Here is a 14,020-nt window from a genome sequence, read left to right on the forward strand (position 1 = left end):
CGCGCCGCCCCCTTATTTGCCGACGGCCGGCGCTTGCACGCGGTCGCCCGCCTGCACGCCCAGCACCCCGGCCAGCAACACGCGCTCGCCGTCTTGCAGGCCGGCGATAATCTGCACGCGGTTGGCGGCGTCGTCGCGCACGCCCAGCGTCACCGCCTGGCGCACGGCCTTGTCACCCACCAGCTTGAGCACCCAGGGCTGGGCGCTGGCGGCGTCGCGGATGGCGGGAATCGGCAGCGACAACGCCTGGCCGGCGTCGCGCAGCAGCAGCGCGCCCTGGGCAAACTGGCCGCCGCGCAGCTGGCCGTCGCGGTTGTCCACGGCGATGAACACATTGAAACTGCGCGTGCCGGCCAGCGCCACCGGGTTGATGCGCGCCACCTGGCCGGCAAACTCACGCGCGCCGCCCTCCACGGTAAAGCGGGCGCGCTGGCCAATGGCGATGCGGGCAATTTGCCGCGCCGGCACGCTGGCGGCGATTTCCAGCTGGGTGAGATCGGCCAGGGCAAACAATTTGCCGTTCACCGCCACCCGCTGGCCCAGATTGATGGCGCGTTCGTGAATCACCCCGGCAAACGGCGCGCGGATCACCGTGTCTTCCAGCGCCTTGCGCGCCCGCGCCAGTTGGGCTTCTTGTGCGCGCAGCTGGGCCTGGCTGACCTGAAAATTGCTGTCCAGCTCGTCAAACGCCAGTTTGGAGATAAAGTTCTGCGCGTACAGCTCGCGTTGTTTTTCCAGCTTTTGCCGGGCCAGCGCCAGTCGGGCGCGTTCGGTGGCCACCAGCGCGGCCTGCTCGTTCACCCGCTCTTGCAGGTCGGCGGCCTCCAGCCGCGCCAGCACCTGGCCGGCGCGCACCGCCTCGCCCTCGCGCACGCTGACTTCCACCGCCACACCTTCGGTGCGCGCCGCTAGCGTGGTGGCGCGCAGGGCTTGCAGGGCGCCGGTGAACGACAGGCGCTCGGCCAGCGGCGCGCGGCTGGCGACGGCCAGGTCCTGCGGAGAAAGTTTCAATGCCGGACGAGCCGCAGGCGGAGCATCAGGGGCAGCCAGCACCAGGGCGCTCAGCATGCACAGCAGCGCCAGCAGCGCAGCGCGGGATGAAAAAACAGAAGAAGTCATGGTGTGAGTGTTCTGGGCAAAGGAGCCGTGGGTAGACGTCGCAAAACGGCCAAAAGTTTGCGGCGTTTACATAAGACTTGGCAAGTGCTGAAGATTTCCATTGATTGCATAAAAAATACAGCAATGCATGCTATATGATTATTTTACCGACAATTACCCGGTAATCCGGGCAAAAAACCGGTGGGTGGCTTGTTTGACCTGCCCCGCCTCCCTAGAATACTGCGGCATTGCCGCCCACGGCCAGGGCTCTCCCCTGAGCCATCGGCGAGTTCAACGGGGAACCTGCATATTATGGAAGAGTTGGAACCAAGACACCTGATGGTGGGCGTTCCGCTGCCTTGGGACATCTACACCAAGGGCAACCGGCTGATTTTGCGCAAAGGCAATATGATTCTCAACGACAAGCAGCGCGATCAGCTGCTGAAGTTGGGGCTGTATGTGCGCAGCGTGGCCACGCCCGAGGATTACACCGCGCCCAAACCTGTCAATGAGCCATTCAACCCCTTCCGCCGGCTGGATCAGGTATACGCTTCGCTGGACGCCATGCTGGCACGCCCGGCCAGTTTCCGTCATGAATTCGGCAAGCGCATCCGCTCGCTGGCGGTGGTGGTGGACGAAACCGTGCAAAAAGCGCCAGACGCCTGCATTGGCTCGATTTTTTTGCTGCCGTTCACCAATTATTCTTCTGCGCATTCCTTGCATGTGAGTATTCTGCTGGCCATCCTGATGCAGCGTCTGGGGCTGACCCTGCCCGAGCGCATCAGCCTGCTGTCGGCGGCGCTGACCATGAATATCGGCATGTACGAGGTGCAAAACCAGCTGTATCACCAGGCGCTGCCGCTGTCGGACAACCAGCGCATGGAAATCGACCATCACCCGGAAGAATCCGTGCGCATCCTGCAGGATTGTTTTGTCGGCGATGAACTCTGGCTGCGTGTGGTGCTCGAACACCACGAAAACTGGGAAGGCTCGGGCTATCCCTACCGGATGACCAAAGAAGAAATCCACCCACTGTCGCATTTGCTGTATCTGGCCGATGTGGTGGGTGCCAAGCTGACGCCGCGCCGCTACCGCGACCCGGTGCGCCCCAATGTGGCCTTGTCGCAGGTGTTCATGAACCGTGGCAAATCCATCGACATGCAATATGCCGCACTGCTGGTAAAAGAACTGGGCATTTACCCGCCCGGCTCGTATGTGCGCATCCGCAATGGCGATGTGGCCTTGGTCACCCACCGCGGCGCCAATGCCAGCACCCCCAGGGTGATGAGCATCGCCAGCGGCCAGGGCATGCCCTATGCCATGCCGATTCCGCGCGACACCCGTTCGGCTGAATTCGGCATCGAAACTTCATTGCCAGCGGCGGATTCGATCAAGATCACCAATCTGTCCAAGATCTGGGGTTACGTGCTGGCCTGAGCACTGCTGACTCAACGTATCTGGCGCGGTTGAGCTGCTTGCCATTGCCCGCCACGGCGTGGCGGGTTAACTGTGCGACGCCAGATGGCGTCCATACAACCAGGCGGCACGGACAAAACCAGCACGGTGATCTGGCCAGGTGGGCGTTCGGAGCTAAGAGTCGCTAACAAAACTCAGCGAAGCGCCCCTGGCTAGGCGTGTGACCGCAGACAGTACAACAAAGTACGGCAAGGTCACACAACAACGACAGGGGGTTTTGTTAGCGGCTCTAAGCCGATGGAGATGGCGTATGCCGGTGTGCCCATGTACACCGGATATGCCCATGGCGAATGTTGTTCTGCTGATGATTTACACAAACAGCAAACGTAAAAACACGTAAAATCCGTATGACTGTACTTTTTTCCTGTTCTGCCTAAAAAATACGCGGCAGCGGAAAGCCCCTCTCTGACAATCAGTTAGCGCATTTATCCACAGCCAGTGCACAACACTGTCCGCACTGAATGGGGATCAAGTCAGCGTATCTTCCCGAGGCGGCCGGCTGTTCGTTGCTCTGCCTGTTGCCTGTTTCTGATTCGTGTCCAAACCCATGAAGGGTACGCCGTGACCTTGTGGCCCGTATTGTCTCGCATTGTCTGGCCCGGCCTGCTGGCCCTGGGTCTGGCTGGCTGTGACTGGCTGACCCCATCGGTAGATGCCGTGCCTGTGCGATGGTACGAGCCTGTGCAGGCACTGGTGGTGGCTCACGATACCGGACGGGTGCGCGCGCTGCGCGAAGTGGAGATCCAGCCCAATGAAAGCGGACGGGTGCAATGGCATCTGCCAGTTGGTGCACGGGTGGCGGCCGGCGATGTACTGGTGCGCTTGCAACCGGATAAAGTGGATCTGGCTCGTGAACATGCCGAAGCGGCACTGGCGGTGGCGCGCGACCAATCCCGACGCACCCAGGGTGCTCTGGCAGAGGCGCGCGACAGCCTGATTCAGGCAAAAACACCTGAACAAATCAAACAAGCACGCATGCAGCTGGGTTTGGCCCAGGCTGCCGAACGTGACCAGCAACTGGCCCTGGCACGTGCCGAACTGGCACTCAAGGCAGCTGGACAGGCATTGGCCCGTACCCTATTGCTGGCGCCATTTGCCGGCATGGTCAGCGATATCTATGCCGGAGTCGGCGAAAAAGTATCGCCAGCCTTACCGTTGATCAGCCTGGCCGATGCAGCCAGCCTGCGCGTGGCAGTAGAGTTTCCGCTGAATCCACAGCTTTCAGTGGGTTTACCCTGCCTGTTGATTCTCGACGCTCACCCAGACGAGCGTCTGCTGGGCGAAATCGTCAATATGACGCCACTGGGTGCCTCCCCCAGGGTCAGTGTGGACGTCCAGGTGCCGGCCCATGCTGCCTGGCCGATAGATAGCCCGGTGAAAGTGCAATGTCTGCAACGCCGTCCCAGCATTGATGAATGGCGCAGCCGTCTGGTCGCCCCCAAGCATGCCTTGCGCGGAGAAGGCCGCCATCGCCAGCTGTGGAAAGTCACGCAAAACCATGTGCAGCGTGTGGAGGTGGAAGCCGGCGCCACACATGGCGATTGGGTAGAGGTTCAAGGAGCATTGCGCGCAGGCGATCGAGTGGTGCTGGCGCCTTCCGCCAAGCTGACGGATGGCGCCTCGGTGCGTCTGCGCTGACACCATGACCACCGTACCCGGAGGCGAACCCCCTGGCCACTTGTTGACCATTTTTACCCTGCTGTGGCTTGTTCCGTTGCTGGCCTGGCGCTTGCACGCGCGCTGGCGGCGGCTGACTGCACGCCAGCGCATCTCGCCGCGGCGCACGCAGATTCACCTGAGCCTGTTCACCACACTGCTGGCCGCCTTGGCCTGGCTATGGCGTGCGCAGCCATCCGTTTTGCTGCATCTGGCCGGCGGCGCGGTGCTAGGTCTGGCGCTGGCCTGGCTGAGCTGGCGGCGCACCCGCTTTGAGCCCACCCGGCAGGGCATTTTTTATCAGCCTGACCGTTGGCTGGGCGGCAGTGTGTTTTTGTTCACCGTCAGCCAGTTGGGCTACCGCATGCTGGAAACGCTGTGGCTGTCGCCTGGCCTGTCATGGGCCGAGGCCAGTGCGCGCGGACTGACGCCTGCCTGCCTGGGATTGTGGCTGACGCACCAACTGGGCTATACGCTGGCGCTGGCCCGCTATCGGCGCCAACGCCTGGCCGCACGCTGACTGTTGCATTCTTGCCGATCAGTACTGCGCCAGACTTGCCGTCGCGAGTTTTTCTGCGTTACTGTCACGCTCATGAATGCCGCTGACCCTGTTCATCTTGTCTGGTTCAAGCGCGATCTGCGCACTGTGGACCACGCCGCCCTGGCCGCCGCCTGTCGCGCCGGGCCGGTGTTGCCGCTGTATATCGCCGAGCCCTCGCTCTGGCAGGGCGACGACGCCTCGGCCTGGCAATGGGGCTTTGTCGAAGAATCCCTGACTGCGCTGGGCAAGGCGCTGGCCGAGTTGGGCCTGCCGCTGTTGCGCCTGCGCGGCGAGGTGGTGGACGTGCTGGAGGCGCTACGCCAGGCCTTGCCGCTGGCGGCCATCCACAGCCATCAGGAAACCGGCAATGCGCTCAGCTACGCCCGCGACCGCGCCGTGGCGCAGTGGAGCCGCGCACACGACATCGCCTGGCATGAATACCCACAAATGGCGGTGTTTCGCGGCGGCAAACGCGGCCACTGGCCCAGCCGGCGCGAGGCCTTTGTCAGCGCCCCACCAGCCACGCTGCCCGAGCGCATCATCGCCGCCGACATTCCGCCGCTGGCGCACGCGCCGGCGCGCTGGCGACTGTTCGACCCCGGCCCCTGCCGTCGCCAGCGCGGCGGGCGCGGCCTGGCCCTGGCGCTGCTGTCGGGGTTTCTGGATGAGCGCGCCGCGCGCTATCGCCACGGCCTGTCCAGCCCGCTGACCGCGGTGGACGCCTGTTCGCGGCTGTCGCCGCATCTGGCCTGGGGCACGCTGTCGCTGCGCGAAGTCACCCAGGCCACCCGCGCGCGTCTGGCGCGGCTGGATGCCTTTGATCCACACGCCCAGCGCCTGGCGCATGGCCTGCACGCCTTTGAATCGCGGCTGGCCTGGCATTGCCACTTTATTCAAAAACTCGAACAGCGCCCCGAGCTGGAACATCATGCCCAACTGGCGGCGGTGGACGCGCTGCGCGCCGACCCCAACCCGCAATGGCTGGCCGCCTGGCGCGACGGCCACACCGGCTATCCGCTGGTGGACGCCTGCATGGCCATGCTGCGCGCCACCGGCTGGCTGAATTTTCGCATGCGCGCCATGCTGATGAGCTTTGCCAGCTATAACCTGTGGCTGCCCTGGCAGCTTACCGGCCAGCACCTGGCGCGCTTGTTTGTCGATTACGAACCGGGCATCCACTGGCCGCAGGCGCAAATGCAGTCTGGCAGCACCGGCCGCAATGCCCTGCGCATTTACGACCCGGTCAAACAGGCGCTGGAGCTGGACCCACACGGCAAATTTGTCGCCCGCTGGCTGCCTGTGCTGGGCAAAGTGCCGCTGGCCTGGCGCTTTGAGCCGTGGAAAATGCCGCTGGATGTGCAAGTCCACTGCGGCGTGCGCATCGGCCACGACTACCCAGCGCCCTGCGTGCCATGGGAGCCCACCCAGCGCGCCGCGCGCGAACAGCTGCGCGCCTGCCAGCCACCGCGCGAAGCGCGCATCATCACCCCGGCCGCGCCCGCGCGGCGCAGCCGCCACCAACCGCCGCCGCAACAACTGGCGCTGGGGTTTTAGCGCTGCGCATAAACCCCTCCTGGCTGACCTTGCCGTGTCTGCACACGCCCAGCCAGGATCGCTGCGCGGGGTTTGTGACAACGCTTAGCGCCCGGCGCGCAGTTGCCGGTTCAACGCCGACAGCACGGCTTTCAGCGCTGCGGCGACGATATGGCTGTCCACCCCCACGCCAAACACACCGGCCGATTCACCCAGGCGCAGCTCCACATAGCACGCCGCGCGGGCATCGGCGCCTGCGCCGATGGCGTGTTCGTGGTAGTCCAGCACGGTCAGCGGCAGGCCCAGCGCGGCGACAAAGGCGTCAATCGGGCCGTTGCCCTCGCCGTGCAGCGCATACGGTTCGCCCTGGCGGCGCAGGGTGACGCTCAGCCGGGTGCGGCCATCGTTGTCGTGTTGCTGGTGGCTGGCGTAGGCATACGGGGTGTCAATGTCCAGATATTCGGCGCTGAACAATCGGTGCAGCGCGGCGGCGTCCACCTCGCCGCCAGCCGTGTCGCTATAGGTTTGCACCACCCGGCTGAATTCAATTTGCAGCCGGCGCGGCAAGGCCAGGCCATAGGCCTGTTGCAGCAGATAACTCACCCCGCCCTTGCCCGACTGGCTGTTGACCCGAATCACCGCGTCGTAGCCGCGCCGCACGTCGGCCGGGTCTATCGGCAGATACGGCACCGTCCACGCTTGGCCAGCGTGCTGCTGGGCAAAGCCCTTCTTGATGGCGTCCTGATGCGAACCAGAAAACGCCGTGTACACCAGATCGCCAGCATACGGGTGGCGCGGGTGCACGGGCAGTTGGGTACAGTCCTCGACCACCGCGCGCACGCGGTCGATGTCAGAAAAATCCAGCCCCGGCGCCACGCCCTGCGAGTACAGATTCATCGCCAAGGTGAGCAAGTCCACATTGCCGGTGCGCTCGCCATTGCCAAACAAACAGCCCTCCACCCGCTCGGCGCCAGCCATCATCGCCAGCTCGGCCGCCGCCACCGCCGTGCCACGGTCGTTGTGTGGGTGCACGCTGAGCATCAGGCTGTCGCGGCGCGCCAGATGGCGGTGCATCCATTCGATCTGGTCGGCGTAGGTGTTGGGGGTGGACAGCTCCACCGTGGCCGGCAGATTGATGATCATCTTGTGCTGCGGCGTCGGCTGCCACACTGCGCTGACTGCATCGCAGACTTCTAGGGCGAATTCCGGCTCGCAGGCAGAGAAGGTTTCTGGCGAGTATTCAAACACCCACTCGGTATCCGGGCAGCGCGCGGTCAGGGCGCGAATCTGCTCGGCGCCGCGCACCGCCAGCGCCTTGACGCCAGCGCGGTCGCTATTGAACACAATGCGGCGAAACGCCGGGGCGATCGGGTTGTACAGATGGACAATGGCGCGCCGGGCGCCATGCAGCGCTTGAATGGTGCGGGCAATCAAATCCTCGCGCGATTGCGTCAGCACGCTCAGCGTCACATCCGCCGGCACGGCGTCTTGTTCGATCAACTGGCGGACAAAATCAAAATCGGTTTGCGAGGCCGATGGAAACGCCACTTCGATTTCCTTGAAGCCAATCTCCACCAGCAAGGCAAACAGTTGCCGCTTGCGCGCCGCCGACATCGGCTCGATCAGCGCCTGATTGCCGTCGCGCAGGTCGGTGCTCAGCCAGACGGGCGGCGTGCGGGTGATCTGGTTGGGCCATTGCCGGTCGGGCAAGGCCAGCGGGACAAAAGCCGGGTATTTGTGCTGAGGTTGGCGCAACATTGAGGGTTCTCCTGTGGTGGTGGATGCTCAGGGCAAGACACCGCCCTCCCGGCGAGCCTGATGGGCGCGCAGGATGGGGCGTTAGAGCCGCTCACAAAACCCTCCTGGCGTTGTTGCCCGACCTTGCCGTACGCCTTTGTACTGTCTGCGGTCGTGCGCCTAGCCAGGATCGCTGCGCTGGGTTTTGTGAGCGACTCTTAGTGTTGTGTGGGTTACTCAGTGCATATGCAGCGCCTGGGCGCGCGCCAGCGCTTGTGCCGGCATGCTCAGTCGCACCGGGTAGCGCGCGGCGTGAATGTCCAGCGTGGCGGCCAGCGCCGGCAGCGGCGCAGCGTGTTCGCCAGACAGCGCGCCATCCAGCTGGCGCGCGCCAGCGCTGAGCGCGGCCAGGGCATTGGCCAGCGCCAGGCCGTGGCGATTGTGGCAACGCGCGCCCAGGCACACTTCGCTGCCCAGCCGGGCGCGCAGGCGGCGCAGGGTTTCCGCCCATTGCTCGGGCACCCAGTGCAAGCCGGCGTCGTCCAGCGTCAGACTATCTGCGCCCAGCGCCGTCGCCTGGCGCAAGGCATGCAGCCAGTCAGCGGGCCACTCGGCGCGCACCGGCAGGCGCAAGGCGGCGCGCAGGCCCAGTGCGTCCAGCAGGCGCAGGCAGCGGCGCAGTTCGTCGGCGTCGGGCGGGTGGGCGTCCAGACACAGGCGCACGCCGCCTTGCCGCCGGCCGGCAAACGCCTGCGCCGCCAGCCACACCGCCATTTCTTGCGTGGGGGCTTCCAGCCAGGGCGGGGTGTGGCAGTGCGCCAGCAGGGCGCGCGGCGCGCCCAGCGCATCGCCCAGACACACCCCGGTCAGGCCCAACGCATCCAGCGCCGCCAACCAAGACGCGTGCACGCCGGCCGGCGCCTGGGCCAGGCTGACGTCCAGCACCCGCAAGGCCGTCACCGGCGCCGGGCTGGCGGCCTGGCCGCGTTGGTAGTCGCTCAGCTCAAACCCCCGCCCCAGGCGCTGCGCCAGCACGCGCAGGCGCTCGGCCTGCGCCAGCGGCAGGCTGCCGCGCTCGCGCCATTTGTAAATCGCGCCGCGCGACACCGGCTCGGCCGGAAAATGTTCGGCCAACAGGGTGGCCAGGCGGGCCACGCCGCCAAAGTCGGCGATCAGTTGTTCGATGGCAAGCGGCATGAGAGCTGGCTCTTTGTCAAAATGTCTAATTTTTACGTGAATAAGCGAGGTAAAATCCAGACTTACTGGATACTCACAAGCAGATTACGGTTAATTAGACACTTAGGCAATCATCCGGTACGCATAAACCTGCAAAAATAGACATAGTGTCCACAGTCGAGCGACAGGCCGTCTGATGCTACTGCACAGCAAAGCCGGCAGAAAGCAACACGGGCCTTGCATTGTGCAAGGCCCGTGCTGGGGGTGATCGCGACGACAAATTCCGCCCGCGCTACAACCCGCCCATATCCTGCCCGCCACTGCGGCTTGCGACCACCCGACGCAGGGCATCCAATTGCGCCAGCATCTGGTCGCGCAGGGCGTACAGCTCAGGGATGCCGGCGCGCACGCGCGCCAGCTCGCCGGCCAGGTGGGCGGCGTGCAGCTGGCTGGCCAGTTCGTGCACCTGATGGTGGCTGGCGTCGATCACCCGGAAGGCGGGCAGCTGGCCATAGCGGTCCTGGCCTGGCCCGTGATACCAGCGGCCAAAGCGGCAGTGGTGAATGTCCAGCGGCGGCGGGCAGTGGCTGGCGTCTTGCTCCAGGCATTGCACCAGCTCTTCAATCCAGTGCTGATGGTCGATGCTGGCGCCCAGCAGCGGAAAATCATCGCGTGACCAGGGGTGCAAGCCGGCGCGCCGCCAGGATTCCGGCGCGCTAAAACCGGCCACCCAGCCTGGCACGGCCTCGGCCGGCATTGGTCGGGCAATGCCGTAGCCCTGGCCCAGGTCGCAGCCCAGCTGAATCAACAGCGCGCCGTGCTCCAGGGTTTCCACCCCTTCGGCAATCGCCGTGCGGCGGAAGGCCTGAGTCAGCCCGATCACGCCTTCGATAATCGCCAGGTCTTCCGGGTCTTTGAGCATGTCGCGGACAAAGCTCTGGTCGATTTTCAGCACATTGGCCGGCAGGCGCTTGAGGTAGGTCAGCGAGGAATAGCCGGTGCCAAAGTCGTCCAGCGCAAACATCACCCCCAGCGCACGACAGCGCTCCATCAGCGCAGAGACATAGGCAATGTCGTCCAGCGCGGCGGTTTCCAGCACTTCCAGCTCCAACTGGCCGGGCGGGGTGTCGGGGTGACGCGCCAGCAGGGTGTGCAGGCGCTGGCTGAATTGTGGGTGTTGCAAGTGGCGGGCGGAGATATTCACGCTCACTGGCAGGGTCAACCCTTGTGCGCGCCAGGCGGCCATCTGGCGCAGGGCTTCTTCCATCACCCATTCGCCCAGCTCCACCGAGAATTCGCTGTCTTCGATGATGGGCAAAAACTCGCCCGGCGGCAGCAGGCCGCGCTCGGGGTGCTGCCAGCGGATCAAGGCCTCGGCGCCCACCACCACGCCGTGGCGCATATTCACCTTGGGCTGGTAATACAGCCTGAATTCGCCAGCGTGCAGCGCCGCCTCAATGCGCGCCACCGCCTCGCGGTGGGCGTGCGCCTGGCGGTCGTGTTCGGGGTCGAACAGGTGATAACGATGGCGGCCGGCCTGTTTGGCCAGATACATGGCCTGGTCGGCGTGGCGCAAGAGAGTGTCGGCGTCGGCGCCGTCCACCGGATAGAGGGTGACGCCGATGCTGGCCGACAGATTGGCCAGCCGCTCCTTGCCCAGTTGATACGGCTGGGCAATGGTGTGCAGCACGCGGTCCAGCGCCTGCTGGCATTTGCCGATGTCGTCCAGCCCCGAGAGCAAGAGCACAAACTCATCGCCGCCCAGCCGCGCCACGGTGTCGCCATTGCGCAGCACCTGCTTGAGCCGGCTGGCGACTTCCACCAGCAGGGCGTCGCCGGCTTCGTGGCCAAAGGTGTCGTTCACCGGCTTAAAGCCGTCCAGATCGAGATAACACACCGCCAGCAGCTTGCCCGAGCGGCGCGCCTGGGTCAGCGCCAGCATCAGCCGGTCGGCCAGCAACACCCGGTTGGGCAGTTGGGTGAGCGCGTCGTAATGCGCCATGCGCTCGAGTTTTTGCTGGTGTTCTTTCAGCACGGTGATGTCGGAGAACACCGCCACATAGTGCGTCACCCGGCCGTCGGGCGGGCGCACGCTGGAGATGGTCAGCAGCTCGGGGTACACCTCGCCGTTTTTGCGCCGGTTCCACACTTCGCCGCGCCAATAGCCTTCGGTGTACAAAGCCGCCCACATTTCGCTGTAAAACGCCTGGCTGTGGTAGCCCGAGCGCAGCAGATTGGGCGAGCGACCCAGCACGTCTTCGCGGGCATAGCCGGTGATTTCGGTAAAGGTGCGGTTGACGTCAACAATCTGGGCGTTGGCGTCGGTGATCATGATGCCTTCGTGGGCGTGTTCGAACACGCTGGCGGTAAAGCGCAGTTGCTCTTCGGCGCGCTTGCGTTCGCTGATGTCGTGAATAATGGAAAACAACAGCTCGCGCCCGCCCAGGCGGATCGGGCCGGAATAGACTTCCACATCGCGGGTGCTGCCGTCGGCCAGGCGGTGAACAAATTCAAAACGCTGTTGGCCCGTGGCTTGGGCGCGCGCCAGCGCGGCGCGGATGTGTTCTGGGGTGGCGGTGTTGATCTGGCTGATCGGCATGCCCACCAGCACCTCGTGCGGGTAGCCATAAAACGCGCTGGCCGCCGGGTTGGCGTCCACCACCTGCTTGCGCGCCGGGTCAACCAGCAGCTTGACGGCGTTATTGGTTTCGAACATCGCCTGATAAAAGGCGCTGCCTTCTTCCAGCTTGAGCATGGCCGCTTTGCGTTCGCTGATGTCGGCCACATAGCCATACCACAGCACGCTGCCGTCCTCCAGCGCTTCCGGCATGGCGTGGGCTTCGCGCCATTCGGGCTGACCGGGCTGCAATTCCACGCGGAATTCATCGCGCCATGGCGCTTGCTGGCGCGCCGCCTGATGCAGGCCGCGATACAGGCGCAGGCGGTCATCCGGGTGCAGCACCCGGCATAGCGGACTGGCGTCTTCGCGCACGTCTTCCGGGCTGAGGCCAAATACTTCACGAATCGCCTCGCTGGCATAAGGCAGACTCAGCCGCTTGCCGTCCATATGCATCTGGCAGATCAGGCCTGGCGCCTGTTCGGATAATTTATGCAGCAGCTTGTCGCGCGCGCTCAAGCGCTCTTGGGCAAGAATTTGCGCGCTGATGTCGGTTTGCACACCAATATAGTGGGTGAGCTGCTGACGCTCGTCATACACCGGCGCAATGCTCAGCTCGTTCCAGAACAGCGAGCCGTCCTTGCGGTAATTGCGCAGCACGGTCTGACAGGATTTACCCGCGGCCATGGCCGTGCGCAAGGCGTCCAGCCCCGGCTGCTCGCGGTCGCCCTGATTGAGCATGCGGCAATTGCGCCCCAGCGCCTCGTCGCGCCGGTAGCCGGTGGTGCGCTCAAAAGCGTCGTTGACGTAGATAATCGGCTGATCGGGCTGGCGCACATCGCTGATGATGACGCCATTGCGCGCCGAATGCAGCGCCCGCTCCAGGAGCTTGAGCCAGTACAGGGTGTCTTTGTAGCGGGTAATGTCGGTGAGGGTGCCAATCACCCGTGACGGCGCGCCGTCACGGTCGCGGCTGACCACCTGGCTGCGCAGACCATACCAGCGCCACTGGCCATTGCCGGCGCGCAGGCGGATTTCGCTGCCGTGCGGGCGCAGTTCGTGGCTGCTGGCCGGCTGCTCACGTCCGGCCAGTACGGCAATGAAAGCAGGCAAGTCGTCCGGATGGACACGGGTTTCCCAGCCGGTAAGTTTATTACCCAGCTCGGCGGCGCTCACCCCCAGCAGCATGCGCCAGCGCGGCGAATACTGGATGCGCTGGCTGCGCGCGTGCCAATCCCACACCCCGGTGTCAGCGCCTTCCAGGGCAAACTGCCAGCGCCGTTCATTGGCGGACAGTTCCGCCACCAGCGCGCTGAGCAGCAGCGCCACCACCATCAGCGTGGCCATATAGCCCCACAGCAGCGCCAGGCCTTCGTGCACCGAGGGGCGATGAAACGGCCCCATGCCCTGCACCGTGCCCCAGGCCATCAGCGCCGACAACAGCAGCACCGCCAGCGAAGACAGCATCAACCCGGTGCGCACCGCCAGCCAGGACAGCAGCAGGAAGGGAATAAACACCAAGGGCAACAGCGCCGCGTGCGAGGGGGAATACAGCAGCAACTGGCCGATGATCAGCATGCCAGCCAGGCAGCCCAGCCCTTCCAATCGGCGGGTAGGTGATAATTCGTGCCACAACCGGGGCACAAAGGTCAGCAGCGGAATGCCCAGCAGCAAAGCCCCCACCGCATCGCCAGCCCACCAGATCAAAAAAATCTTGGGCAGTTGCGCCGGCTGCATGACGCCGGACAGCCACAGACTGAGTGTGCCCACCGAGGCCGAGGCCAGCATGCCGCCGCTGATGGCCAGCAGGTAGTGGTTCATGTCGCGGCGGGTGTCAAAGTGCAGGCTGGCGCCCACCCGGCGCAAGGCCCAGACAGTGAGCAAGGGGGCCAGGGTATTGCCACAGGCAATCGCCACCGACATCAGCGGTGTGCCGCCCGAGTCCAGGTTGATGGCCAGCGAGCCCAGCCAGACGCCAGGCCAGCGCGACAGCCCGCCGCGCCACAGCGCCGCCACCGCCACGCCCGTGGGCGGCCAGATCAGCGACACAAATGCGCCCAGATAGGGCACGGTCAGGCCCAACTGGCCGCTGGCAAAATACGCCAGCGCCAGGCCCAGCAACCAAAGCCAGGTGTGCAGCACGCCCTTCATGCGTTTGCCACCCTCTGGGGCAGCTTATGTCTTGC

Annotated in this window: 8 protein-coding genes; 4 read left to right on the forward strand and 4 right to left on the reverse strand. The window is 64.8% G+C overall.

Features of this window, described 5'->3' with window-relative positions; all coding sequences use genetic code 11:
- Positions 1 to 12: 12 nt before the first annotated feature.
- Complete coding sequence (locus tag DFR34_RS07405; RefSeq protein ID WP_110390519.1) at positions 13 to 1,119, reverse strand: efflux RND transporter periplasmic adaptor subunit; 1,107 nt, start codon at positions 1,117 to 1,119, stop codon at positions 13 to 15.
- Positions 1,120 to 1,437: 318 nt separating this feature from the next.
- Here DFR34_RS07405 and DFR34_RS07410 point away from each other — a divergent pair, with 318 nt between their 5' ends.
- The 4 genes from DFR34_RS07410 to DFR34_RS07425 all read left to right on the forward strand — a co-directional run bounded on the left by DFR34_RS07410 (position 1,438) and on the right by DFR34_RS07425 (position 6,325).
- Positions 1,438 to 2,535: an HD-GYP domain-containing protein gene (locus DFR34_RS07410; RefSeq protein ID WP_158281761.1), complete on the forward strand. Its 1,098-nt coding sequence runs from the start codon at positions 1,438 to 1,440 to the stop codon at positions 2,533 to 2,535.
- Positions 2,536 to 3,135: 600 nt separating this feature from the next.
- Positions 3,136 to 4,212, forward strand: coding sequence for an efflux RND transporter periplasmic adaptor subunit (locus tag DFR34_RS07415; RefSeq protein WP_158281762.1), 1,077 nt, complete (start codon positions 3,136 to 3,138; stop codon positions 4,210 to 4,212).
- A 4-nt stretch (positions 4,213 to 4,216) separates the two neighbouring features.
- On the forward strand, positions 4,217 to 4,750 hold the full coding sequence (locus DFR34_RS07420) for a CcdC protein domain-containing protein (RefSeq protein WP_146215074.1): 534 nt from the start codon (positions 4,217 to 4,219) through the stop codon (positions 4,748 to 4,750).
- 72 nt (positions 4,751 to 4,822) lie between these two features.
- Complete coding sequence (locus tag DFR34_RS07425) at positions 4,823 to 6,325, forward strand: cryptochrome/deoxyribodipyrimidine photo-lyase family protein (RefSeq protein ID WP_110390523.1); 1,503 nt, start codon at positions 4,823 to 4,825, stop codon at positions 6,323 to 6,325.
- An 84-nt stretch (positions 6,326 to 6,409) separates the two neighbouring features.
- Here DFR34_RS07425 and leuA read toward each other — a convergent pair whose 3' ends face one another.
- From leuA to DFR34_RS07440, 3 genes are all read right to left on the reverse strand, one after another.
- The gene (gene leuA / locus DFR34_RS07430) at positions 6,410 to 8,062 is read right to left on the reverse strand and encodes a 2-isopropylmalate synthase (protein ID WP_110390524.1); all 1,653 of its coding nucleotides are present in this window, start codon (positions 8,060 to 8,062) and stop codon (positions 6,410 to 6,412) included.
- Between the two features lie 216 nt (positions 8,063 to 8,278).
- The gene (locus tag DFR34_RS07435) at positions 8,279 to 9,238 is read right to left on the reverse strand and encodes a carph-isopro domain-containing protein (protein WP_110390525.1); all 960 of its coding nucleotides are present in this window, start codon (positions 9,236 to 9,238) and stop codon (positions 8,279 to 8,281) included.
- Between the two features lie 271 nt (positions 9,239 to 9,509).
- Entirely contained in the window at positions 9,510 to 13,985 is a 4,476-nt protein-coding gene (locus tag DFR34_RS07440) for a PAS domain S-box protein (protein WP_110390526.1), read from the reverse strand.
- Positions 13,986 to 14,020 lie beyond the last annotated feature (35 nt).

This window comes from Rivihabitans pingtungensis, from assembly GCF_003201855.1.
In the GTDB taxonomy this organism is placed as follows: Bacteria; Pseudomonadota; Gammaproteobacteria; order Burkholderiales; family Aquaspirillaceae; genus Rivihabitans; species Rivihabitans pingtungensis.